Origin of the sequence: Bradyrhizobium sp. BLXBL-01, from assembly GCF_051853025.1 — a bacterium.
In the GTDB taxonomy this organism is placed as follows: domain Bacteria; phylum Pseudomonadota; class Alphaproteobacteria; order Rhizobiales; family Xanthobacteraceae; genus Bradyrhizobium.
Genome location: NZ_CP182471.1, coordinates 2,520,802 through 2,543,720, shown reverse-complemented (window position 1 = coordinate 2,543,720; position 22,919 = coordinate 2,520,802). Strand labels below are relative to the sequence as shown.

The following is a 22,919-nucleotide window of genomic DNA, read 5'->3' as shown; positions in this document are numbered from 1 at the left end:
GCACGAGAGCCGTTTCGGGCTCGGCAGTTCTTCCCGCGATTTATTGAATAAGACCGCTTTCGCGATGGTGGGCGCACCAGGGCTCGAACCTGGGACTCGCTGATTAGGAGGCAGCCTCGGGTTGAGAACAATCAATGAACTTACTGGTCGCAGCATCCGCGGGGGTGGGGTGAACCCTGGCATCTAGTTGGCGGCCTATCTCTTGAAACTACTCTTAGAGCAGCTCACGGGGCGGTTTGGAGCCTTTTCCGTTCCGATTGATCGAGTCCTCGGGTACCCTATTCGAGCTGCGTCGGCGGAACTGCTGAAGTTGATGGATGGCCGCATGGAGAGCGGAGATGGGCCGGCTCGATAAGCAGATGGATCCCTTCCACCCTGCCGCTCATCTGACAACGGCGGATCGCGTCCCTGAGAATCGAGGGCTTGAGCAAGTCGACACGGCGTCGGTCGTTGATCCAGCCCGAGAGCAAGCCGCCTCGTCGCCCGCGCATTTTGGGTCGCGCCAGGCGGCGACCGGCGTAACGGGATCTCCCAATTGGATCGACCGAGCACGTCACATCTGGCGGCGCCATCTCCAGCGCGATCAACTCCCCCGGACGACCGCAGGGTCGATGGGAAACTTCGAGCGGTGGTTGATCGCACTGCTGAGCGTCGGCTTCGTCGTGAGTTGCGTTTGCGCGATCATTGTCATCATGCAGGTCAACGCGCGCAAATTGGAGATCGCAACACTGCAACGTGATATCATCGCGCTCAAGTTACGAGTAGCCAGGCTCGATCAGATCGCAAGCGCCAATGAGATCCGCGAAAAGGCAAGCAGTGGAACACCCAGGCCGCCGTTGGAGACCCAACCTGACCAGGCTCCGCTTGTCCTGTCACGTGAAGAGATTCAGCTTATCCGAGACCATATCAAGCCTGCACCAGTTGCGGGCCCCGCGACTGAAACGATAAGGGTCGGCGATCCCGTCGTGGGAGAAACCGTTCCCTTTCCCTCTCCGATCACGGAGAAGGTGCGGAAACTGCTCGGCGCAAGATTTACCATTCGCAATGGCGTTGTTGTCATCATCCGCAGCGGCAGCCGTCACGCTGATGCTGTGATCGGGCCAAATTGACGAGAACTGGCCGCGATCGCAGTAGCCGATCGCCCTCTTAAGGCTGGTTGTTTGGTGGTCTTTCAATGAACCGCCGGCTGCCATTGAGAAGCTCGAGGTTATTGGCGATAACCGGGTTGCCTGGATCGAGCGAATAAGCCTTCTCAAACTTTCGGCGCGCCGCACTCAGATTGCCGCGCAGCATGTACGAATATCCCTGGTCATTCAGGACTTGCACCGTTTCGCCGCCGAGCCGGATCGCTCGGGCATAGGCCTGATCGGCCAGGTCGAAACGACGCAGCTTGTCGTAGCTCGCCGCAAGTCCAATCCAGGCCGTGACGTCCTTGGGTGATTTCTCGACGGCGTCCTTGAAATAGCGCTGTGAGAGTCCGTAACTGCCGCGATTGTAATGCTCCAGGCCCAGCCGCACGGGCTCGTCCGACGGGTAGTACTTGACGTCGGTCGGCTCCTGCACGGGGTCTCCGCCCGGTGGCTCGACCGGAGCCACGATGGCAGCCTCCCGCGTGGTATAGTCACAAGCAGCAAGGCCTGGCGCCAGCCAGCAACAGGTCAGCAGTAAAATGGCACGTCGCATAATTTTGTCCCCGCCCGGCCCAGCGGACTCACTGCACCGCACTCAAAATATCCCATCGCCCAACTCAATTACCTGAAGCCGCTACCTGCCCTCTGCCCGGCCGACTGGCACCGATACTCCCGCCGATGCTCCCGCACCCAATCCAGTTACGTTGACATTCTGCGTGACCGGAGGCCGCTGGCCCATGAGTTTCGTCGGATCGCCCATGTCGGGAAGCTGATCCACCGGCTGTTGCTGGTTGCCGTAACGCGTCACCGCGGAGCCGACGCGTCGAGCATCGTATGCGATCCGGCGATCGCCGACGTATCGCGGCCATGGATGGATTGTATGGGTGACGGCGTTGACCTCCTTGGCATTGCCGGCACTCATCGTGATGGTGTCGGAACGCTGAAAGTAGCGATCCACCTCGTCATGACCGGCGACGCCGTAACATCCCCCGAGGAGGAAGGGCGCAAACAGAGCCAGATACCTGATCGTCATCTCGCGCGTCCTCTAGTTTAGAGTTTTGACGACCGTCTGATCGGCACTCGCGGCCGGGACGACGACGGGGGCCCTGAGTTCAGGCGCGATGATGTGGCCATACGGTCCCTTCACCTCGCCTCCGGAGTTGACGTAGTCATGGTAACGCTTGCGGACTTCCATCTGGCCATTGAGGAAGAAATCAACGTCATTGGCCGGAAGGCGGGAGTCGAGCGGCGACGCCAGTTGCTGACCGGGTGCGGCCGGCGCGACCAGGCGTGGCGTCACGATGATGACGAGATCGGTTTCCTCCTGCTGGTACGACTTGCTGCTGAACAGGGCTCCAAGCACGGGCACCGAGCCGATCCAGGGCAATTGCGAAACGTCCTGACGGTTGCGGGTTTGCAGCAGGCCGGCGATTGCAAAGCTCTGGCCGTCGCGCAGCTCGACCGTCGTGCGCGCGTCGCGGCGGGTCAATGCTGGAACAGTCGTCCCCTGGATCGTCACCGCATTGGTGAAATCAAGCTCGCTGACCGACGGCTCGACGCGAAGATTGATCACACCGCGCGATAGCACGGTTGGCACGAAAGCCAGTTCGACGCCGAACTTCTTGTAGTCGATCGTGATGGTCGGAAAGCCGTTCGTCGTCTGGGTCGGTATGGGCACTGGAAACTCACCGCCAGCCAGGAAGCGGGCGGCATCGCCGGAAAGCGTGGTCAAGTTTGGCTCGGCCAGTCGGCGGGCCAATCCCTTGGTTTCCAGCGCGGAGATCAACAAATCCACCGAGCCGCCATTGCTGGTTCGAATGAGACTGGTCAACAGACTTCCGAACGGTGCCGGCGCGACCCCCCCTGCAGTCCCGGCAAGCGTCCCCAGAGTTCCGAGGATCGGAAGACTACCCGTCGGCGGAGCGCCGACAGCTCCTCCCCCGGCACCGAGAGGACCGTTGGCGGTATTGATTCCGCCAATCGGTGCTCGACCGGCGCGTGTCACACCGCCCAGCCCGCTGTTGCCAACGTTCGTCCCATTGGCATTCGCCGCATAGAGATTGACGCCCAAGTTGCGTCCAGCCTCCCGGCTCACCTCGAGAAAGCGCACCTCGAGCATCACCTGTTGCGGCGCCGCGACGCTCATCGCGTTAACGACGACGCCCCCTTTCGCGACCGTACTGGTGGCGATCGCCATGGCCCGCTCGGCGGTAACCGCGTCGGCTGCGGTCCCGCTGAGCACCACCTGTCCCTCGGAAGCCGACACGCGAATACCTTGGCCACCGGTGCTGGTCCGGATGTTCTGCTGTAGATTTCCGGTATCGATCACGACCTCGACGTCGAGGATCCCGATCTGCTTCATCGATGAATCAAATAGTATGACGTTTGTTGTGCCGGTCTGCTTGCCCTGCACGTAAATGAGGTGATCGCTGAGCGATTTCACGTCCACAATATCAGGCGAGCCGGCCACGATGGTTGCGAAAGCAGTATCGACCTTGAAGGTGCGTGACTTGTTGACGACGAGCTTGACCCGCTGGACGTCGTTCATTTCGCTGACGAAGACGCCGCCGGAGGACCCCCGCCGGTCTGCAGCCGTCGCGCGGTCAGGGGTCGCAAAGGAGGCGAGCGCCGCACCAAGACCCATCACGCCAAAGGCGAGAAGCCTCCCTGCAGCCCTACCCGAAACGCGATCACCACCCATTCGAGTCCCCCCACTGTAATCCGCGGCCATCCCCGCAAATCTACGTGCTCGATGCCCTCAACAATTCTCCTCCGCGTACCACGTCGCAGAGCTTACGATCTGTCCCACTACAATTCGTTACTACGTGCTTCCAAGATCATCGTCCTTCATGCAGGCAGCTTGCAAGACGAGATACTTACCGCACAGCCGCAAGCAGAAAGAAAACCCTGCAATGTTGCCAGCGCGCATCATTCTCTCTGGTTGTGGGGAACTATCCCGCGGCGCGACCGCTCTGGGCACGCGCTCCGGTCGTCGCTTTGCGATCGAAGGACGGTCGGTCGCACGCTTGGCGATTCGCTTGGCCGAGTAATTCCGCATCCGCGCGTTTGGCCCGCATGCCGCGGCCACGAGGCACTGCCGGGGGAAACATGTCAGACTTGCTGCCATATTCGCCCTAGAAGGGAATCTGGTTGGAGGCGCTCGGCGCATTGAGCGCTGTGCCCCATATGGGCATCAGCATCGTAAAGTTTGCCTGGGAAGCTGTAACACTCAAGCTGTTGCTGGTGGCCCCCACGGTCAACGTTGGCGTCAGACCTCCAAAAAACAGGAAGGGGGCCGCGGTCTGCTTGGCGGCGGTGGACAGGGGATCCCCGGTGCAGCCGGCCGGCGACTGCGGCGGGCTTTGAAGCAAGGCAGGCGTATAGCAGCTAATCATGACCGCACGGGCGCCAGCACTCGCGAGCGTCCGCAAGGATTGCATCGTGATGGCATAGCGTCCGAGATCGAAGATGACGAACATCAACGTGAAAAGCGGCACGAATACCATGATGAATTCAAAGGGCGCGATACCGCGATTGTCGAGCTTTCTCATTACTGCACCAAAGCGACAACTTGGGTGTAAATGATCGTGGCCGGAGCACAGCCTTCCGTGCTGAGGTAGCCGCCACCGCTCATGTCGATCGTTTTGGCGATCACTTGCGAACAGGTCGTATTGGTGCTGGCAGTCGTACCGGCCCAGCTAACGTCGACCTTGGGAAAGTAGATTGCCCCGCCCAGGCTAACCAGACCGCCACCGTTGATGGTGACCTTGTTGCTGATCTTGCTCGGAGCCTGATCGTCGATCAGGACGCCATTTAGATCGGAGGAGAACGTGTTAGTGACAGGCGCGGAAAGATCCGCCGTACCCCCGTTGATGGTGAGCTGCGAGTCTCCAAGCAAGACGAGGGTTACGCCTACGCCTTTCAGTTGTCCGCCGGTCATCTTTATATTTGCTTTGTAGAAGAAATATGTTCCCGGGTCCAAAACGTACTTGTCGCCGTTCTGCACCGTGAAACTGCCGTAAGCCCCCGTCCCGGCGCTATTTGGCGCGCAATGCTTCCAGCCATCCGCCTGAAGGGTGCATGGCATATTTGTATTGCCCGTCCTGCTGTTGAACGATGCGGTGTCCAGTTTGCTGAGCGGATTGCTGGCGTACGTCATGAAATAGTTGTGCGGCACGCTAACATTGCTGCAGCTGCCCGAGGGGGTGCAGCCATTCACACCATAAAGTGCCCATCCCGAGCCGGTGAAAGTTGGAGTGCTGGCAAGTTGAACACTGGTATCCGACATCAGAGCGCAGCCAGTTCCGTTGTTGCTGAGGTTACCAGCAAGCTTGAGTGCGCCTGAATCAGGTCCAAGCGCGAGGACGCACGCCTTGGTCGGCTGCTGGACCAGTGCAATGGCTTGGGCGGGGATGTTGACGGTGGTCAAACCCAGCACTGCCGCCAAGTACGCCGGTTGTTGCTGGCTGACCCTGGCGCGAACGGCGTTGCCGGTGCCTGCAGGTGGTGTTGTGAACGTGCCCGCACTGTAGTCGCCGATATCGATCTGCACGGCCCGCGAGATTCCGGTCGGTAGGGTTGTCGGACAGTTTCTGCCCGGATAGCCGGTAGCGTCGTTGGGACTCGAGTTGCAAAATCCGTTCTGTGCCGCGAATTCCTTGCCGCGATAATCCACTGATTGCGTGTCGCAGGCCGCACCCGCCATCGTACATGAAAGCCGCAATGCGCCCGAATAGGCAGCCGAGTCGGCCGCGTTCTGCGCATGCTGGCGGGTGACGTACCACGATCCGGCCTCCGCCCCGAGTGCGACCACTCCGATGAGTGGCACGAGAGCGATGACTGTTGCGAATGCGATGGAGCCACGTTGGGAATGGAGTAGACTACGCATGGAAGCCCCCTACTGGAACCGTTCTGAGTAAGGCAGCGTGTAGGTACAAGTGGTGGGACACAGCACCCCTCTCCACACAATTGGAGCCAAGGTGATGGTTGTCGAGAATGTAATGTACTTGGGAGACTCCAGATTGCCTGGCGAACAGGTGGCCCCTGCGTCTCCGCACAAAACCTGAAGGTTGCTGATCGCATGACCGGCGACTGTCGTCTGTAGCCCTGTCTTCCAGCTCACCGTGCCGTCAGGGGCGAGCGGATTAGCGTACTGCACATACTGCCCGAAGGAGCGCAATGCGCTCCATGCGGAGATAAACTGGAAGCCTGCAGCAGCCAAGTCGGCGAGCGGCATGAGCAGGAACGCCACCAAAACCGGGTAGACGATCAATGTCTCAAACGCGACGGCCCCGCGTTGATCCACGATGAACGACTTCTTGTGGCTCATGAGCCTACCTCGACCGCAGTCGTCGACCGGAACGGCACTCACCAAACATAGGGGATCACCCTCCAGCGCGAGGCTTCGTAACTCGAATATTCAGGGCAGTTGCGCCGAAGCAGGTCCTCTTCGTAATGAATTCGGCAAATCTGGACGCCGATATGCAGGACCAGCAGGATAGCGGTCAGCAGCGACGGGTTTTTCAGCACCACACCCAATACCGCGATTTCTTCCGCAAGGTAGAGCGGGTGCTTGATCCACCGATACGGACCCGTTTGCACCACGTTGCGCGCCTGTGGCACCAGGCTGAACGACCTGCCAAGATGCCTGATGGTGACCAGCATCATGATCATGCCGATCAACACGCAAGCGGTGGATGCGAGGTTTGGGAGCGCCTGGTCGGTCTTGCCGAAGAGCGCGATCGTCCATGGCATGTAAGTGCCGACGAACGCCGCTATTCTCGGGCGAAGACCTTCCGCCTGCGCCTTTGCCGGCGGCCGCGTGATGGTCAACAGCGCCAGCAGTACGTAGAAGATCGCAAGGCACACACTCGACAGGAGCGAGGGCCCGGGATCATCGGGCGACGAGCCAATCTTGAAGGCGACGCCAAGTGCCAGCAACATGAACCACATGCCGCCGAACAGCTGCATCGTCCGATCGTAAGAGGAGGCTTTCGACAGGACAACGGTGCTCATGGCTATTTACCGAAGCTGGCAAATGAACGTACGAGATGCAGAATGGGACTTCCTCCCAAAATGACGAACATGGCTGGAAGCAGGAACAGCACCATGGGAATGGTCAGCTTGGCGCCCAGCTTGTGTGCTCTTTCTTCGAGCTTGGTAATACGTTCCCGCCGCAGGTCGACGGCGATGCTCCGCAGCGCCTGGCCAATCGGCGTCCCGTATTGCAGGCTTTGGGCGAGCATAGTCCCGAATCGGCGCAGCCCATCCGACGTAGCTCCCAGCTTCTCGAATGCCTCGCTGCGGCTAGGCAGTATCCGCAGATCATCAAGAAGATTCCTCAAGACACCGGCCATAGAGGGATTGGTCTCATTCATTTCCTGCGCAACGCGTGCCAGCCCGCTCTCCAGGCCCATTCCCGCTTCGCTGCACACAACCAGCAAATCGATCACATCCGGCGTGCCCAGACGAATGGCCGCATCAAACCGCCGCTTCAGCATCGCCAGTATCAACCGCGGTCCCACGATTCCGACCGCCACGCCCATCAGTGTGAAGACAAGCACGTCCAGCAGCGGCTTCCCCAAGAGCTGAGCGACCCCTCCGGCAATGATCGGGCATAAGAACATGCTGACGGCCTTGACACCGATCCAGGTCGGCAGGGCTCGACGGTGATTGAAACCGGATGATTGAAGAATCGCTCGCAGCTGATCCAGATTTTCCTCGGCATAGAAACGCCGGTACCGCATGCCGAGCGACGAAAACCAACCGGTCATGTCTTGGAAGGGCGCTGACCGCCCAGCAACGCCCATCACGGCGTTCGAGACCCGCACGTCCAAAGCGCGAATGTGCATTTCGCGGATGATCAACACGCAGCTCGCAGCACCAGCTGCCAATGCGAGAGCCACCAGACCAAGACCGAGCGTCATAGTGCCGTTTCCCGTCTGACCATCCAACTTATCACCAAGGCCCCGACAAGCACCGAGACCACTGCGTAAGCCAGCAGCTTGTTTCCAACGGGATCAGTGAACAACAGGTCGACCGTTTGCGGATTGGCCGCGTATAGCACCCCGCCCCCAAGCAAGGGCGAGATTGTCAGCGCCCGCGAGGAAAAGATCACCTCTCCTGCCAGCGCCTTGGCCCGAGCAGCCAGTGCAACACGTTGCCTCACGGTGTCTCCCAGGTTCTGTAAGGTCTCCGCAAGGCTACCACCCGACTTCAACTGAACTGCAAGGGTCACCGCGAACATCGCATATTCCGCCACCTGCGTTCGCCGATAGACACTTTGGACGGCGTCCTCCGGAGGTCTTCCAAGGTTCACCTCGCTGCATACGATGGCAAACTGCCCAGCTGTTGGTTGCGGCATGTCGCGCGCGAGGGCGCGAAAAGCTTCGTGCACAGGCAGACCCGATCGAACGGTGCTCGTCACGAGCTGGATCGCATCAGGCAGCTGTCGAAAGAGCTGCCTGGCGAAGCGACGTTGCTGCCACCCGAAGAGGCCTCGCACGACGACGATGGCGGCAATTGCCGCCGCGACGGACACGTAAAGAATGGAGAATCCCAGCAGGCGATTGGTGTAAAGGATTGCTGCTGCTGCGATGGCACCGGCAAGCAACACATAGATTGGATGCCAGGCGTAAGGAATCTCGCGATTGTAATTGGCCACGCGATGGAGCAACAGCGACGAAGACCCCGCCTCCAACCGGCGAATGGATGGTAGGTTGACTGGATGGGAAGCTGGCAGAGCAACCGCCAGCCGGCGATTGATGCGTCGCTCCCGAGCATCGAGCCACAACGAAATGGCTGCCGCGCACATCGCGAGCGCCAGAAAGGACGCGATTACGGACTCCGGCATCATATCTGCCTCATTGCCTCGGCCCACGCTCCATCCAGCCCGTAATAGACAAGACGGCTCTTGAATTTCGGAGTTGCAAGGTTGCACCTATAGGTGCCCGATAGACGACCCTGCTCATCCTCCTCCTTGTATTCGAAGGCTGCGATGTCATTGGTGGTGATCACCTCCCCTTCGAGGCCGATGACCTCACTGATCTGAACGATACGACGTTGCCCGTCCCGCATGCGTTCGACCTGCACAATGAGATCGAGTGCAGCGACGATCTGAGCTCGAATGGCTCGCGACGGTAGATTGACTTGTCCCATCTGCACCATGTTTTCGATGCGGGTCAGGGCGTCCCGGGTACTATTGGCGTGGACCGTGGAGATCGAACCGTCATGGCCGGTGTTCATCGCCTGGAGCATGTCGAAAGCTTCCGCGCTGCGGACTTCGCCGACCACGATTCGGTCGGGACGCATGCGCAGGGCGTTCACCAGCAGATCGCGTTGCGTCACCTGCCCTGTGCCCTCCAGACTGGGAGGCCGGGTCTCCAGGCTGATCACGTGCGGCTGCTGAAGCTGCAACTCTGCCGCATCCTCGATCGTTACGATGCGTTCGCTGTGATCGATGAATTGACTCATCGCGTTCAGGAGCGTCGTCTTGCCGGATCCGGTACCGCCGGAGACCAGAACATTGAGCCGAGACCGGGCGGCGATCTCCAGCAGTTTTCCGATGGCCGCGGTCATTGAGCCATTTTCGATCAATCCAGCAATGTCCAAACGCCGGGTTGGAAACTTCCGGATGGAGATGCACGGACTATGGATCGCCAGCGGCGGGAGAATGATGTTGACGCGGCTGCCATCCAGCAGGCGGCAGTCCACCATCGGGCTGGATTCGTCGACGCGCCGGCCAACCTGCGCGGCAATCTTCTGAGCGACGGAGGCGATATGATCATTGTCGCGGAATCGCACTGCGATCCGTTCCAGCCTGCCGCTTCGTTCCACGTAGACGTTGCTCGGACCGTTCACCATGATATCGTTGATCGATTGATCGAGCAGCAGCGGACGAAGCGGCCCGTAGCCCGTCATGTCGTCGGCAATCTCGTCCGCAAGCTGAAGCTGCTCGCGCCCCGACAGCTCGAGCCGCTCCTGGTTGGCAATTTGATGGATGATTTCCTCGATCTGCCGCCGAAGAACTTCGCGCGAAACGGTTGCGGCCACCGCTGGCTCGATCTGCTCGATGACCCGTTCACGCAACGAAGCCGGTATCACCGGGTGGTGGATCGGGGGTTCGTCGCGCCTCGGCGCGGATGCGGGCACGTTTGACACGACTGGAGGCGCGCTTGGCGCAGATGCAGCAACGTTGGGCATCGACAGAGGCAAGCCTGCCGCAGGACCAGGCAGCCCGGTCCCCAACGCAGCTGCAAAAGCGGACGCCTCTTCCTCACGCCGACCGAACTTTTTCATCCCAGATGTGCTGTGAGCACCCTCCTCCACCAGCTCTTCCGCTCGGCGCCGACACCGCTGATCTCCCGTACAATCGGTGCCAGGTGACGTCGCAACTTCCTGACGTGCTTCAGAGCCGGAATTCCGAGATTGACCGCCTCGGTCATCCCCTTGCCGAGATCGGGAACGACGATGTCCGGCTCTGCGCCCATCGCCTTGACGACTGCCGCCCTGGGAAGTCCACCGGGACGACCGGCCCGGTTGAGCAAGGTAAAGACCCGATCTTTGCCGGCGATGTTGATGACGGCGGTGCGCAGCGCGTGGGCATTACGAAGTCCGGTCACCTCGGCTTCGAGCAGCACCATCACGTGACGGGAAAGCGTAATCACCGGATAGATCGATGGCGGGAACGGGACGGGCACATCGACAACGATGTAGTTGAATCGTTGACGGAGCAGACCCAGCACGTGTCGTACGCCGGCTTCCGTGATTTCGAGCTGCGCATCGAGATCCTCGTCGGCCGAGACCAGACAGACCCGCTCGTTGACTTCGATCGCCGCCCGCTCGAGGAACAGCGTGTCCGCCCGCATCGGATTTTCCAGGGCGATGCGCAGACCCGGCCCGGGACGGACACCCAACATCACGGCGGCTTCGCCGCCCTGCAGATGAAGGTCGAGCAGCGCCACTTTGGCCTTGGTGGTCTCGGCAAGCTGCAGCGCCAGATTGATCGCGATGCTCGTGGCGCCGGCGCCGCCCTGTGCTCCGCAGATCGAGACCACGTGCCCACCACGATCGATCTGGTTGGCCGCCGTATCGCCCAGCAGCTTGGGGCGCAGCTGGTCCAGCACCAAATCGCGCGTGAGCGGCCGCGGCAGATACTCGGCCAGGCCGAGCTCCAGAAGCTCACGGTAGAAGGTGATCTCCCTGTTCTCGCCAATCACAGCTACGCGGACATCGGGCGGACAGACGCCGGCCAGCCTTTCCAGTTCAGTGAAGGGATCATCGATGCCGCTGATGTCTGTTACCAGCGCGCACAGGTCTGTGTCGGATTCCAGCATCCGTATCGCATTGCGGATCGTGCCGCGCCTGATCGACAGGTTGGCGCCTTCGAGGCCCTTGCGCAAAGCCGCGGCGCTGATCTCGTCGTTTACGAAACAGACGATGCGGTTACGCGTGACGATCGATGTCGATTCTTCGGGCGGAGCGGCTATGGCAATGTTCATCAACGTTTCTCCGAAAACCTGTTGGCATAAGCTTCGGCCGTTGCGGTCTGGTGCACAACTTCCGAGGCCCCCTCGCAGCTGACGAGAGCGTCCTCGTCTTGCTTTCTGACCGTATATTGCTTGGTCTCGCCGCCCGAATGAATGACGACTGCCGTTCTCTGACGTGCGATCGCGTACTGACGAGCAAGTTCCGGGGACACATCACAGCTTGACATCGCGCCAGTGTCGGCCTTGTCCCATTGATCGACTGCTGCACGCACGGCCAGAGACAGTGTTCCGAGCTGCTTTGCGACGGTGACTTTCTTGACCTGCTCCTGCGCAAGCTCAAGGGACACGGTTTGCGTTTGCTTGCCTGCCATTCCGCCAATTGGTCGTGCACCCTGCACGATCTCCTGGTCGATCGCGATCACTCGAACGTTGCGCAGAACGGTCTCGCTGAGGGCTCGACGTGCGGTGTCGACCTTCTCGAATACCTGGGTCAATACGACATCCACATGATCACCCGGCCTGATCAGGCCGGAGACGCCCGCCTCCTCGTCAACCTTGATGCTGATGGCACGGCTGTCCGGTGCCAGGACGCTGGCCAGGAAGCCTCGGTCCCGCGGACGCAGAATGTCCTGCAACGTCACGGGACTGCCTGCTTCAACGAACCTGCGGATCAGAGAACCGGGAAGTCCGGCCTTGGACTCGGGCGTTTCAAGGATCGCGCCCTGAGGAATGCGCTCCGGTGGCACCGATCGCACCGTGAAATCTTCTTCGCGAGCCAAAGTTCCCTTCGGCAAGGAACGCGCCGCGACGAAGTATCCGGCGGTCGTCGCCGGTGCCGGTGCCGGGGCCGTCTCCGTGACTTGCACCGGGGCCGGAGCGGGCGCCTTCGGCAGGTTCATGTTATAGGCAATAAGCCCGAACGCCGTGGTTGCGAGCAGAAGCACCATGATGATCGACAGACGCAACGCGGATGACATCTCACAATCCTTTGCTCAAAATCGTCCAGATACCCCCGCACGCTATTGCAACTCCGTAGGGCAGCGGGGCGTGTCGCAAATGACGCCAACGTTCGATCGCGTAGACCCGGCGCGGGAGTGACGATCTGGCGGGTGCCAGTTTGGGATGAGGCAGGTGGCGCATCATCAGATGCACCAGGGCAAGAACGCCGCCGGCCAGCGCAGTTATGGTCAGGAGCTGAATCTGGCCGGTCACTGGAAACCCGATCGCCAGCGCAGTCAGCAATTTGACATCGCCGCCGCCAATCCCTCCGCGCGCGTAGAGGACGAACAGCAGCAGAAAGAGAATCGCGGCCGATATCAGCGACTCGGCAACTTGCATGGGATTGGGCAATTGACTGGCGATCCCGAGCGCCGCCAGCGCCAGACACATTTCGTTTCGGATCAGGCGCGTCGCGACGTCGATCGTTGCGACGTAGAGCAACAACAGGATTTCCAGTATCGAGGCGACGTATGAAACCCAGGTCATGAAAATGCATGCCTCAAAGAGGTGGAAGGCACACTAGGAATGCAGGAAAGAACATTCGAGAGGGGGACACATTCCGATGCCCCCCTCTGGTGTCAAATGGCCGTTTCAGCCAGCGATCGCGGTGGCGAAGGCGGTGGTGATAGCGGTGATCCCGGTCGTCAGGGCGGCCCCGATTTGGCCACCAGCTCCACCGCCGAACACGGCACCTACTGCGCCAACGATGCAAACCGCGACGATGATGTATTCGAATGACACCACGCCGTCCTGGTCCGTCCGCAGACGCTTCAACGCTTCCTTGGTCTCGATGAAATGATGCAACATAGGAGGAAACCCTTCTTTCAAGATGAATTTACAGACACCTCGGCAACTTCAGCGGCTGCGGATTTATTTCCGGCCCCGCCAGCGGTAAACTATCCATTAAATATTTATTATCGTCAACATTTAATGTATTAATGTCTGATTTGAATAGCCATCGCAAAACGAGCCCGTCACGACCATCCAGGAATCGACAAAAACGTCGTAATACAAAGACGATAGCTAACCTAACAATCGAATCCCGGGCAGAGCACTGGCTGGAGTCGGCAAAGAACCACCGGATTATTACGGATGAGCATCGCTATAATAACATTAATTGATGCTGCGCCCGCTCGGCACGCATGAAGCAACTTTCACGACGTGCGAAAAGTCGCAACTGGCGCGGGATTCGCTCAAGCCCAACGAGATGCCGGCTACTCAGAAACGGCGGGATGCACCAGGGCAGTCGGCAAGGCGTTAGGATATCCAGGCGAACCAGGTACCGACTTTGCAGTCGGCACCCTTAGCCATTTCCCCGCAACGCGTCAGACGAGATCCGCGTGGTAGCTGATAAGCGTTCCCATGTTCTTATCTGCCTCAGCCTGGAAGCTCGCGGGATCGTACTGGCCCAGCAAGCTGATATTGGCGGTATGAACTCCGTCAGTCACCGAAAGGATTCCGCCAGTGCCGGCCTGATTTGCGACATAACTTGTAGTCGTGCCGTCCCCGAATGCGACGTCGAGCAGATCCAGGTGGTCATCTTCGTTGAACCCGGACACGACGCCGCTGAAGTCGAGGGAGTCATGGAGCACAATTGTCCCGGTGGCTGCGGCATCAAGCGCAACATGCGCAGATGAAGCTGCTCCGAATTCGATCGTAGCGGCGCCATCCATCAGGGCGGTGCCGCTGCCGCTTACGGTGCCATTGAGAGTGATGTTGGCGCCATGGGCCCACAGCAGCCCCGAATTGTCCACGTTGCTGTCGATGACCAGACCGCCGCTGCCGCTGGCCGCAATCGTTCCGGAATTGACGATGATGTTGCTACCGGTGTCAATCTCGAGCGCGTTGGTGCCGGTGGCGTTGATTGTACCTTGGTTGACAAGGCGCAATGTCCCCTCGCCAAGCTGTCCGGCTCCCGAAATGGTGTTATCGATGTTGGTCAGCGTGACGTCGGAAACAGCTCCACTGATAGTATTCTCGCTATTGTCGGACAACAGCACCTGACCGCCACCTGCAAGCAAAATGCCGTGCCCGACAAGTTGGAGGTCGGTCTCCGCGCCGGTCGCGTTCAACGAGATCGTGCCCGTATTGTGGATGTTACCGGACAAAGGCAGCATTGCGCCGTTGCCGATCATCATTGTGGCGGCGTTGTCGACTGTGGGCTCAAAGTCGAACACGAAGTCGTCCGCTGCGAGCGAGGCGGCATCGATGCCATTCAAGGTGATCGTTTGACCATCGGCCAGCGTAATGACGGCATCACCGTCATCGTCGGTAGACAGTTGCGTCTGGACGTCGGCGAACGTCTTGAAGCCGGCGTAGCCGATCAGATCGATCTGATCATGCGCAATGTCGAAATTATAGATGACGTCGTGGCCGATCGGCCGAGAGAATACAAGTAGATCGCTGCCACCTGACGCTGTGAGATAGTCATCGCCGGAAATGGCGATGATGGGGGAGCCCGTTGCAAAAGCTTCAACATTGTCGGCGAATGTCTCGATGACAGCCGAGCCGTCCGGCTGCATCCAAGTCACGGTCACGTCGAGGTGCAAAGCTCCGACGAAACTGATTGGCGATGTCACCATTAGCGAGCTGACGTCGGTTGTCTCGATCGTCCACTTGCCATCGCCGAGCAGCGTCCCACCATTCAGCGTCCAGCCGGCGGGCATGCTGGCGACAGTGACCGTGGCGAGTTGCCCCTCGCTGGCCGGCGAGTTGGTCAGACCCAGATTGATGGGCTGCCCCGATACGCCCGCAGGAGCAAGCGCCGTTCCAAACGCAAAGTCCGCCGCGCTGAAGGTACCGGTTATGCTGGCCAGAGTGGTCAGATTGTCCAAATCTGCAACGAGTATCGCGCCGCCCGCCACGCTCGGATTGGGATCGTAGTAGACCTGCGCGTGGCCCACCGTCGAATTGTGGAATACGAACAGGGCCCCTGTCGTGATATTCGAGTAACCGTTGATCGTTGATTGAACTGTCGCTGTCGTCACGGATGCGTCTGTTTTGATGCCGACTTCGGTGTTGGCGAGATTTATCGCAGCGTTGTTGCCCGTTCTGACGTTTTCAACACTTGTATCGACATCACCAATGACGAAACGCCCGGCGGTTACCGTGAATTCGAGCTTGTCCCCTGAGGTGCTGAAGTCGGTGATGTGGTCACCGGCGTCGGTGACACGGAGATAGGCGAATGTATCGTTCCCACCACCACCAGTCAGCGCATCTGCGCCACCACCACCCACGATCCGATCCGCACCAGTACCTGCGCCACCGTTGATCGTGTCGTTACTGGAACCGCCCTTGAGGGTATCATCACCGCCGTTTCCCGAACTGCCCATGATGACAAACGATCCAGACGTGACTGCGCTGGCGTCTACGACCAGGTCGCCGTTACCAGTGATGCCAGATCCATCGATCGTGAGCGTTCCTCCGTTTTGGAATGTCGAAAGGAACGTCAAGGCGTCAGTGTGATTTCCGTTGTTGCTGTCACTCAGACTTATTGTCTCGAAATTTGTCAGCCCAATGCTTCCAGCACCATCGCCGAAGGTGAATGGCCCCAAACCGCCGCCACTGACTGCGAGAGTGTCCGTACCGCTTCCCCCAGTCAGCATGTCACCGTTGTTTAGCGCTAGGGGAGATTGCGTGCCGGTCACAGTATTGGTGCCCGATGCATAGATGACCGTATCGGTGCCGGGCGTGAGAGCGAAGGGGCTGGGGCTCGTGACCGAAATGGTCACGGTATCGACATCGGTCAATGCACCACCCGCTCCGGTGTGGCCATTGTCGCTCGTTGTCATCGTCAGAGTGCTCGTTCCGGCAAAGTTCGGTGTCGGAACGTAGCTGACCGTCGAGGCCAGGGTGGAATTGATGGCGCTGACTGTTCCGGTCAGCGTCACCGTGGACGTTCCGCTGCCGCTGATCCCTGCGGCACCTCCCGAAACGGTCAAGGTGCCGTCGGTTACGGACAACGTGATCGTTTCAGTGGCGCCGTCCGAGTCGGCATCGAAGATGCTAAGTCCAGTGATCGCCTTTGTCGTGTTGACGTTTGTCGTCTGTGCTCCCGGAACCGTATTCACCGGCGCGTCGTTGACCGGGATGACGGTGACTGTCGAGGTCACGATATTGCTGGCGTGGCTGACCGTCTGGCCGTCGTCAACCTGGTAGCTGATGGTGCGGGTCGCGCCCGACGGATTGTCACCGGAGTTCGAATATGTCACGGAGCGCAGAGCCGCCTGGTAGTTCGCCACACTCGACGAACCCGTCAGGGTCAGCACCCCAGTGCTGGCATTATAGCTACCGGTGATGCCGTTCTGATCGGTAAAACCGAGCACATCCTGGCCGGAGGCGAAGTTGCCCGTGATCGAGACCGTCGCGCCGGTCAGATTCGTGCTGTCAACATCCGACACGATCAGCGCGGTATCGATCGCGGTCGCCGCCTGCCCCTCGGTATAGGACAGTGAACCGCCATTGGCATTCAGCACCGGCGCATCGTTGCTGCCGGTGATGGTCACCGTCACCGTGCCGGTGGCGGTGCCGTCCTGGCTGGTGACCGTGAACTGGTCCTGGACCTGCTGGCCGGCGGTGAGCTCGTTGTGGGCACCGTTACCGGTGTAACTCCAGGCGCCATTGGCATCGACCGCGAAGTCACCATAGGTCCCGTGAACATTGCTCTGAGCCACGAGATGGGCTTCGCCCGTATCCGGGTCGGTGATGCTGAGCTGGCCCAAGGTGTTGAGTGCCGATGCGGTATCGGCCTCGGTGACGGACTTCGAGTCCGAGCTGACGGTGGCGGCGTCGTTGGTGCCGGTGATGGTCACCGTCACCGTGCCGCTCGCGGTGCCGTCCTGGCTGGTGACCGTGAACTGGTCCTGCACCTGCTGGCCGGCGGTGAGCTCATTGTGGGCGCCGTTGCCGGTGTAGCTCCAGGCGCCATTGGCACCGATGGAGAAGTCGCCGTAGGTCCCGTGGACGTTGCTCTGCGCCACGACATGGGCCTCGCCCGTATCGGGATCCACAATCGTCAGCTGGCCGGAGACGTTCAATGCGGCAGCAGCGTCGCCTTCCGTGACGGACTTCGAGTCCGACGAGACCGTGGCCGCATCATTGCTGCCGGTGATGGTGACCGTCACCGTGCCGCTCGCGGTGCCGTCCTGGCTGGTGACCGTGAACTGGTCCTGCACCTGCTGGCCGGCAGTGAGCTCATTGTGGGCACCATTGCCGGTGTAGCTCCAGGCGCCATTGGCACCGATGGAGAAGTCGCCGTAGGTCCCGTGGACGTTCGATTGTGCCACGACATGGGCCTCGCCGGTGTCGGGATCCACAATCGTCAGCTGACCGGAGGCGTTCAATGCGGCGGCAGTGTCACCTTCCGTGACGGACTTCGAGTCCGAAGAGACCGTGGCAGTGTCGTTGGTGCCGGTGATGGTCACCGTCACCGTGCCGCTCGCGGTGCCGTCCTGGCTGGTGACCGTGAACTGGTCCTGCACCTGCTGGCCGGCGGTGAGCTCATTGTGCGCACCGTTGCCGGTATAGCTCCAGGCGCCATTGGCATCGACCGCGAAGTCGCCGTAGGTGCCGTGGACGTTGCTCTGCGCCACGACATGGGCTTCGCCGGTGTCGGGATCCACAATCGTCAACTGACCGGAGGCGTTCAATGCGGCGGCAGTGTCACCTTCCGTGACGGACTTCGAGTCCGACGAGACGGTGGCCGGGTCGTTGGCGCCGGTGATAGTCACCGTCACGGTGCCGCTCGCGGTGCCGTCCTGGCTGGCCACCGTGAACTGGTCCTGCACCTCCTCGCCGGCGGTGAGCTCATTGTGGGCACCGTTGCCGGTGTAGCTCCAGGCCCCATTGGCATCGATACTGAAATCGCCGTAGGTGCCGTGGACGTTGCTCTGAGCCACGAGATGGGCTTCGCCCGTATCCGGGTCGGTGATGCTGAGCTGGCCCGAGGTGTTGAGTGCCGATGCGGTATCGGCCTCGGTGACGGACTTCGAGTCCGAGCTGACGGTGGCGGCGTCGTTGGTGCCGGTGATGGTCACCGTCACCGTGCCGCTCGCGGTGCCGTCCTGGCTGGTGACCGTGAACTGGTCCTGCACTTGCTGACCGGCGGTGAGCTCATTGTGGGCGCCGTTGCCGGTGTAGCTCCAGGCGCCATTGGCATCGACCGCGAAGTCGCCGTAGGTGCCGTGGACGTTGGTCTGCGCCACGACATGGGCTTCACCTGTATCCGGGTCGGTGATGCTGAGCTGGCCGCTCGTGTTGAGCGCAGCTGCGGTGTCGCCCTCGATGACCGCCTTCGAATCCGAACTCACGGTCGCGTTGTCGTTGGTGCCGGTGATCGTCACCGTGACGATGCCGGTCGCGGTGCCGTCCTGGCTGGTGACCGTGAACTGGTCCTGCACCTGCTGGCCGGCGGTGAGCTCGTTGTGGGCGCCGTTGCCGGTGTAGCTCCAGGCGCCGTTGGCATCGATCGTGAAGTCGCCGTAGCCGCCGTGGACGTTGGCTTGGGCAACGACATGGGCCTGACCCGTGTCGGGATCCACAATCGTCAGCTGGCCGCTCGTGTTGATCGCCGCCGCCGCATCGCCCTCGGTAATGGACTTCGCCTCGGATGAGACCGTGGCCGCATCGTTGGTGCCGGTGATCGTGACCGTCACCGTCTGGGTAGCTGTCGAGCCGTGACCGTCCTCGATCGTCACCACGAAGCTCTCGGTGACGGTCTGGCCCGCGGCGAGGTATTGCGCAGCCGCGTTGTTCAAATTGTAGTGCCACTGCACCGCGCCGTTGGCGGCATTGGCCGCCTCGTTGACGGGATCGAGCGAGAAAGTGCCGAGCGAAGTCGTGTTGGAAGAGGCTGCCGCGAACGAGGCCGAATGCGTGTCGCTGAGATCGGCGTCGTTGAAGCTGATAGTGCCGGCCGCGCTCTGCGAATCCGAGAGATCCGGTGTGGCATTCGCGTCTTCTACCACCGAGCCGCTCTGTGGACTTGATGTGGCGAAGACCGAATCGTTTGCGCCGTTGAACTGGAGTGTCACCGTCGCCCAGCTGAGCGTGCCATTGCCCAGTTGGATCGCGTAGGTGAATGTGTCAGTCAACATTTGCCCGACCGCCAGCGCCTGAAGCTGAGCGTTGATGTCGCCCTTGTCGTAATGAACGGTGCCGTCCGACTCGATCCAGATGCGGGCACCGAGCGCGCTGCGGTCACGGGTTCCAGCCATGCCGGCGGCGTCACTGCTGTACGCCACGTCCTTGACCAGCAGGTCAGCAGGTGCGTAGCTCTTGGTGGACGCGGAGGCGCTCGTGCCGTCGTCCAGCGAAAACAGCGTCTTGGCCGCGCCCCCGAGGTCATTTGTCAGCACGTTCAAGATGAGAATGTCGCTGGCCTCTTCCGTAAACGAGAAAATGTCCGGGTTAGCTTGCGGAGTATTGCCGAACGAAACCGTGCTGCCGCCGCCCGTTGTCTGCGTCGCCATAGCTCAAATCCTCTGGGTGATGCGCCGCCCGCATTCACGGACCGGCAGAAATTGCACAATGGCGCGGGGATGATCGCCCGTTGGCTTGCCTATGCTGTTGAAGAAAAATGCCCAGCTGCTCAGGATGCCTACCGTCCTGCTCTGCGCTTCGAAAATGTGCCAAGAGAACACGTGCCGCTCAACTCCGCTCGAGGCTAGAGTCGCTCCGAGCCCGCGAGCGGATGTCGTGCGCACGGTCGCGCACCTGACAGCCGCCATGTTTGCAAACCGCAAACTTGGCTGGATCGAAGGATTGCAAATTGACGAAGAAGAATTCGAAACTGCCCGAGCCCCGCCGGACATTGCTACAAAATGCGTGCACGTCATTCGCAACCCTCGTCTGCCAATGCCGAGCAGAGAGCGTCGCCGCAAAATCAATTCACGCAAAACCGATAGCGCTCGCTCGGAGGGTGCTACGTCCACCAGCGACCATCGATCAATTGCTGCCAAGTTGCGTGAAAAGATCTGGAGCGGTATCCCCCTTGCCCATCGTGATCGGTGCTTGGCCGGCCACGTCTTGGCAACTTACTGATTCTGCAATATTCGCGGCTTCAGAAGCGACGACCGTGACTAGGAAGCGCCACGATCATTCAATCTCGATTAAATCGAACCTATTTTGAATTAAAGCCACTGTCAATTTATTTATTTATCTATTGATTTTTTGATTAATGCATCAAATTAATGACAATAAGGCTTTTGCGCCCCTCCTTGCGAGGCCGACACCGGAGTTCTACGGCTTGTCTCCCAGATGCTTTCGGTTCGCGATCTTTGCTTCGCTGCGACGCGTCGCCAACCAGCCAGACAACGCTTGAACTAACGCGGCGGCGAGACCGGCCGCCTATTCAGGATCGCGCGTTAGCTCCGACTTTCATTCGACGTTGCACTTCGGAACACCGCAACGAGTCGATCGCCTTCCCAAAGCTCAACGTCGTGCTCGTCATGCATTTGCTCGGCTCGGCGCCTCGCCGTCTGCTCGTCAATGCAGTCGAGCTTGGCAGCGCAGATCACTTGCCGGCTGCCGTCCACCACGAACACCTTGTACCGCATGATGCAGTCCGATCCAAAAGGGTGACCATCATCGTACCCGAATGTCCGGTTAAGGCAGTGCCAAACTAAGTGCGACGCAACGGAACCATTGTACGTGTGGCAGTTCGGCTATACCCATGCTTGGAGGCACGGCCATAGCGCAGTGAAGACATCGACGAGAATCTCAAGCGCGCGATGGCCCGTCTAGTCGCGATACCCTCTGAAGTGCCGCCTGACCGCATTCCACGCCCGAAGAGCTGGAAGGACGACGACGACGAAAAGAACTCTGATTGCAACCGGCGTCATCTCGCGCTTCAGAAGTGGTGGGTCGTGATCGTCCGAGCGACCGGCCGTCCTGTTGATCATCACCGGAGATGGAATTCCTGCGCGCCGAGTAGGTGCCGGTCTGCGCGAGGGCAGGACAGCTACAACGAACAGAACGTTCACCAGCAGCCAAATTCCTACCATGAGAAGGAAAGTACGCACGAGAACGACCATCGTTGATCTAATCTGCCGAGCTTACTCTGCCTCGTACCCGGCACGCAGCCGGCAACACAGCGTTCGCGGACGGAGCCGCTTCACCGCAGCCGGCACGTTTAGCATCCGCCGATGCCGTTGGGCCCTGAGCGCTTCGCGAGCGTCCACGATCGTTCGCAGCCTAGTCCGGCGCAACACTCGCGTCTGTGCGCTTTCGGACATTCAGCGCCCTTCAGGTATGCTAGTTCTATGCATCATCGGGCGAGCGCCGGACAGAGATGGCTCATCAGCCACGACTGCCGTCCTCAGGCCGCAATCCCTGAACAGGGGCCGGATCATGGAGCATGGCTAAATATCGCAGCACGAGGAGCGGCGAATTGGCGGTCCGCATAGAACCAGTCTCGAGTTCGGCAGTTGCCTCCCGGTGGATCCGAGCAAGCAATCTGATTGCTCGGGCCGAGGATAATTTTAAAAGCTAAGCCGGCACACATGAAGGACCTCCGACGACGTTTGGAAAAGGTCCGCGCTGACGCCAGAGAGTTTACGCTGATGAGTCAGCGGGCGACGGACATAGAAAAGCGCGAGCTGTTCAGGCGCTTGGCGGATGAACTCGCCTTCGAGGCTCTCGAGCTTGAGCTAATCGTGAAGAAGAATGAGCCACCTGATCCGTGTGACAAGCACGAGGTCGTGGAGTTTAAGTCACCCTCTCAGCGAAAGCGCGGCTGACGCGGAAGAGGTTAAGCCGGCTAGATCGTGCGTACACAATGAATCTTTGCGCCTGGCTCCGCCAGCGATCGCTGCCGCCTTCGCCGCATGGAATGCGCATTGCGGATCGGAGGGCTATCCGGAAGCGGTGATGGCATTGTGCGCCGCCGGCTTACGCGATCTCAGTCGCGAAGATGTGCTCGCGGTTGGTCAGTACCACGCGCCGCCCGATGGCGACTTGTCCATCTCGCGGATGATATCGCGGGTCACGGCGAAGCCGTCGTGATCGACCTTCCTCTTGAGGCCGCTCATTTGCTGCAGCGCAAATATGATTGCGGTCGACCCATCGCGCTCCGACAAGATCAAGACAGCGCCTGAATTCGCCCGGCTGACGGAACGGCTCGTCCAAGAGGAGCCGCACTGAGATCTTGACGGTTGTCGAACGCGCCTGACTAGCGGTGCTTGGCTTGCCAGGGCAAGTTGACGGACTTGAGCCTAGTGATACTTTTTGGCTGCGGTAGGCGGTAGCCAGTCGGGCCCCGGAATCAAGGCGTGACAGATAGGCCCGTAGTTTCACGAATTGCGCG

General features: G+C 60.2%; 18 protein-coding genes. 3 read left to right on the top strand and 15 right to left on the bottom strand.

Annotated features, from left to right (window positions below; genetic code table 11):
• The first annotated feature begins 338 nt into the window (after nucleotides 1-338).
• Nucleotides 339-1,109, top strand: a complete 771-nt coding sequence (locus ACNJYA_RS11395; RefSeq protein WP_439402917.1) for a hypothetical protein — start codon at nucleotides 339-341, stop codon at nucleotides 1,107-1,109.
• 37 nt (nucleotides 1,110-1,146) lie between these two features.
• Here the strand turns inward: ACNJYA_RS11395 and ACNJYA_RS11390 are convergent, their stop codons facing one another.
• The 15 genes from ACNJYA_RS11390 to ACNJYA_RS11320 form a co-directional block, all read right to left on the bottom strand.
• Nucleotides 1,147-1,683 carry a tetratricopeptide repeat protein gene (locus ACNJYA_RS11390; protein WP_135166076.1) on the bottom strand — a complete coding sequence of 179 codons (537 nt, stop codon included), beginning with the start codon at nucleotides 1,681-1,683 and terminating at the stop codon, nucleotides 1,147-1,149.
• 81 nt (nucleotides 1,684-1,764) lie between these two features.
• A complete protein-coding gene (locus ACNJYA_RS11385; RefSeq protein WP_172785647.1) occupies nucleotides 1,765-2,163 on the bottom strand; it encodes a hypothetical protein in 399 nt (132 codons plus the stop codon).
• A 12-nt stretch (nucleotides 2,164-2,175) separates the two neighbouring features.
• On the bottom strand, nucleotides 2,176-3,831 hold the full coding sequence (locus tag ACNJYA_RS11380) for a type II and III secretion system protein family protein (protein WP_212255198.1): 1,656 nt from the start codon (nucleotides 3,829-3,831) through the stop codon (nucleotides 2,176-2,178).
• A gap of 433 nt (nucleotides 3,832-4,264) precedes the next feature.
• Nucleotides 4,265-4,681: a TadE family protein gene (locus ACNJYA_RS11375; RefSeq protein WP_439366404.1), complete on the bottom strand. Its 417-nt coding sequence runs from the start codon at nucleotides 4,679-4,681 to the stop codon at nucleotides 4,265-4,267.
• Nucleotides 4,681-6,018 carry a TadG family pilus assembly protein gene (locus ACNJYA_RS11370; protein ID WP_439402916.1) on the bottom strand — a complete coding sequence of 446 codons (1,338 nt, stop codon included), beginning with the start codon at nucleotides 6,016-6,018 and terminating at the stop codon, nucleotides 4,681-4,683. Before ACNJYA_RS11370 ends, ACNJYA_RS11375 begins: the two co-directional genes overlap by 1 nt.
• A 9-nt stretch (nucleotides 6,019-6,027) precedes the next feature.
• Nucleotides 6,028-6,459, bottom strand: a complete 432-nt coding sequence (locus ACNJYA_RS11365; protein ID WP_104464028.1) for a hypothetical protein — start codon at nucleotides 6,457-6,459, stop codon at nucleotides 6,028-6,030.
• A gap of 38 nt (nucleotides 6,460-6,497) precedes the next feature.
• On the bottom strand, nucleotides 6,498-7,145 hold the full coding sequence (locus tag ACNJYA_RS11360; RefSeq protein ID WP_439402915.1) for a methyltransferase family protein: 648 nt from the start codon (nucleotides 7,143-7,145) through the stop codon (nucleotides 6,498-6,500).
• A 2-nt stretch (nucleotides 7,146-7,147) separates the two neighbouring features.
• A complete protein-coding gene (locus ACNJYA_RS11355) occupies nucleotides 7,148-8,056 on the bottom strand; it encodes a type II secretion system F family protein (RefSeq protein ID WP_439402914.1) in 909 nt (302 codons plus the stop codon).
• Nucleotides 8,053-8,985, bottom strand: a complete 933-nt coding sequence (locus ACNJYA_RS11350) for a type II secretion system F family protein (protein ID WP_172785653.1) — start codon at nucleotides 8,983-8,985, stop codon at nucleotides 8,053-8,055. Before ACNJYA_RS11350 ends, ACNJYA_RS11355 begins: the two co-directional genes overlap by 4 nt.
• Nucleotides 8,982-10,427 carry a CpaF family protein gene (locus ACNJYA_RS11345; RefSeq protein ID WP_439402913.1) on the bottom strand — a complete coding sequence of 482 codons (1,446 nt, stop codon included), beginning with the start codon at nucleotides 10,425-10,427 and terminating at the stop codon, nucleotides 8,982-8,984. The genes ACNJYA_RS11350 and ACNJYA_RS11345 overlap by 4 nt, the downstream gene beginning before the upstream one ends.
• Nucleotides 10,424-11,629: an AAA family ATPase gene (locus ACNJYA_RS11340; protein WP_439402912.1), complete on the bottom strand. Its 1,206-nt coding sequence runs from the start codon at nucleotides 11,627-11,629 to the stop codon at nucleotides 10,424-10,426. Before ACNJYA_RS11340 ends, ACNJYA_RS11345 begins: the two co-directional genes overlap by 4 nt.
• Nucleotides 11,629-12,594, bottom strand: coding sequence for a Flp pilus assembly protein CpaB (cpaB, locus tag ACNJYA_RS11335; protein ID WP_172785656.1), 966 nt, complete (start codon nucleotides 12,592-12,594; stop codon nucleotides 11,629-11,631). Before cpaB ends, ACNJYA_RS11340 begins: the two co-directional genes overlap by 1 nt.
• A gap of 1 nt (nucleotide 12,595) precedes the next feature.
• Nucleotides 12,596-13,102: an A24 family peptidase gene (locus ACNJYA_RS11330; protein WP_172785657.1), complete on the bottom strand. Its 507-nt coding sequence runs from the start codon at nucleotides 13,100-13,102 to the stop codon at nucleotides 12,596-12,598.
• Nucleotides 13,103-13,207: 105 nt separating this feature from the next.
• Nucleotides 13,208-13,423 carry a hypothetical protein gene (locus ACNJYA_RS11325; RefSeq protein ID WP_018318137.1) on the bottom strand — a complete coding sequence of 72 codons (216 nt, stop codon included), beginning with the start codon at nucleotides 13,421-13,423 and terminating at the stop codon, nucleotides 13,208-13,210.
• A 518-nt stretch (nucleotides 13,424-13,941) separates the two neighbouring features.
• Complete coding sequence (locus ACNJYA_RS11320) at nucleotides 13,942-20,085, bottom strand: VCBS domain-containing protein (RefSeq protein WP_439402911.1); 6,144 nt, start codon at nucleotides 20,083-20,085, stop codon at nucleotides 13,942-13,944.
• Nucleotides 20,086-20,311: 226 nt separating this feature from the next.
• Between ACNJYA_RS11320 and ACNJYA_RS11315 the strand changes: the two genes are divergently transcribed.
• Nucleotides 20,312-20,656, top strand: coding sequence for a hypothetical protein (locus ACNJYA_RS11315; RefSeq protein WP_212255191.1), 345 nt, complete (start codon nucleotides 20,312-20,314; stop codon nucleotides 20,654-20,656).
• A gap of 1,460 nt (nucleotides 20,657-22,116) precedes the next feature.
• Nucleotides 22,117-22,353 (top strand): hypothetical protein, encoded by a 237-nt coding sequence (locus tag ACNJYA_RS11310; protein WP_212255190.1) that lies wholly within the window; start codon nucleotides 22,117-22,119, stop codon nucleotides 22,351-22,353.
• Nucleotides 22,354-22,919: the final 566 nt, after the last annotated feature.

Coding starts and splice junctions, on each gene's coding strand:
- ACNJYA_RS11345 (WP_439402913.1), bottom strand. CDS start 10,427: ATGAAAAAGTTCGGTCGGCGTGAGGAAGAGGCGTCCGCTTTTGCAGCT.
- ACNJYA_RS11350 (WP_172785653.1), bottom strand. CDS start 8,985: ATGATGCCGGAGTCCGTAATCGCGTCCTTTCTGGCGCTCGCGATGTGC.
- ACNJYA_RS11370 (WP_439402916.1), bottom strand. CDS start 6,018: ATGCGTAGTCTACTCCATTCCCAACGTGGCTCCATCGCATTCGCAACA.
- ACNJYA_RS11390 (WP_135166076.1), bottom strand. CDS start 1,683: ATGCGACGTGCCATTTTACTGCTGACCTGTTGCTGGCTGGCGCCAGGC.
- ACNJYA_RS11340 (WP_439402912.1), bottom strand. CDS start 11,629: ATGAACATTGCCATAGCCGCTCCGCCCGAAGAATCGACATCGATCGTC.
- ACNJYA_RS11385 (WP_172785647.1), bottom strand. CDS start 2,163: ATGACGATCAGGTATCTGGCTCTGTTTGCGCCCTTCCTCCTCGGGGGA.
- ACNJYA_RS11375 (WP_439366404.1), bottom strand. CDS start 4,681: ATGAGAAAGCTCGACAATCGCGGTATCGCGCCCTTTGAATTCATCATG.
- ACNJYA_RS11320 (WP_439402911.1), bottom strand. CDS start 20,085: ATGGCGACGCAGACAACGGGCGGCGGCAGCACGGTTTCGTTCGGCAAT.
- ACNJYA_RS11330 (WP_172785657.1), bottom strand. CDS start 13,102: ATGACCTGGGTTTCATACGTCGCCTCGATACTGGAAATCCTGTTGTTG.
- ACNJYA_RS11395 (WP_439402917.1), top strand. CDS start 339: ATGGGCCGGCTCGATAAGCAGATGGATCCCTTCCACCCTGCCGCTCAT.
- cpaB (WP_172785656.1), bottom strand. CDS start 12,594: ATGTCATCCGCGTTGCGTCTGTCGATCATCATGGTGCTTCTGCTCGCA.
- ACNJYA_RS11325 (WP_018318137.1), bottom strand. CDS start 13,423: ATGTTGCATCATTTCATCGAGACCAAGGAAGCGTTGAAGCGTCTGCGG.
- ACNJYA_RS11310 (WP_212255190.1), top strand. CDS start 22,117: ATGAAGGACCTCCGACGACGTTTGGAAAAGGTCCGCGCTGACGCCAGA.
- ACNJYA_RS11360 (WP_439402915.1), bottom strand. CDS start 7,145: ATGAGCACCGTTGTCCTGTCGAAAGCCTCCTCTTACGATCGGACGATG.
- ACNJYA_RS11365 (WP_104464028.1), bottom strand. CDS start 6,459: ATGAGCCACAAGAAGTCGTTCATCGTGGATCAACGCGGGGCCGTCGCG.
- ACNJYA_RS11355 (WP_439402914.1), bottom strand. CDS start 8,056: ATGACGCTCGGTCTTGGTCTGGTGGCTCTCGCATTGGCAGCTGGTGCT.
- ACNJYA_RS11380 (WP_212255198.1), bottom strand. CDS start 3,831: ATGGGTGGTGATCGCGTTTCGGGTAGGGCTGCAGGGAGGCTTCTCGCC.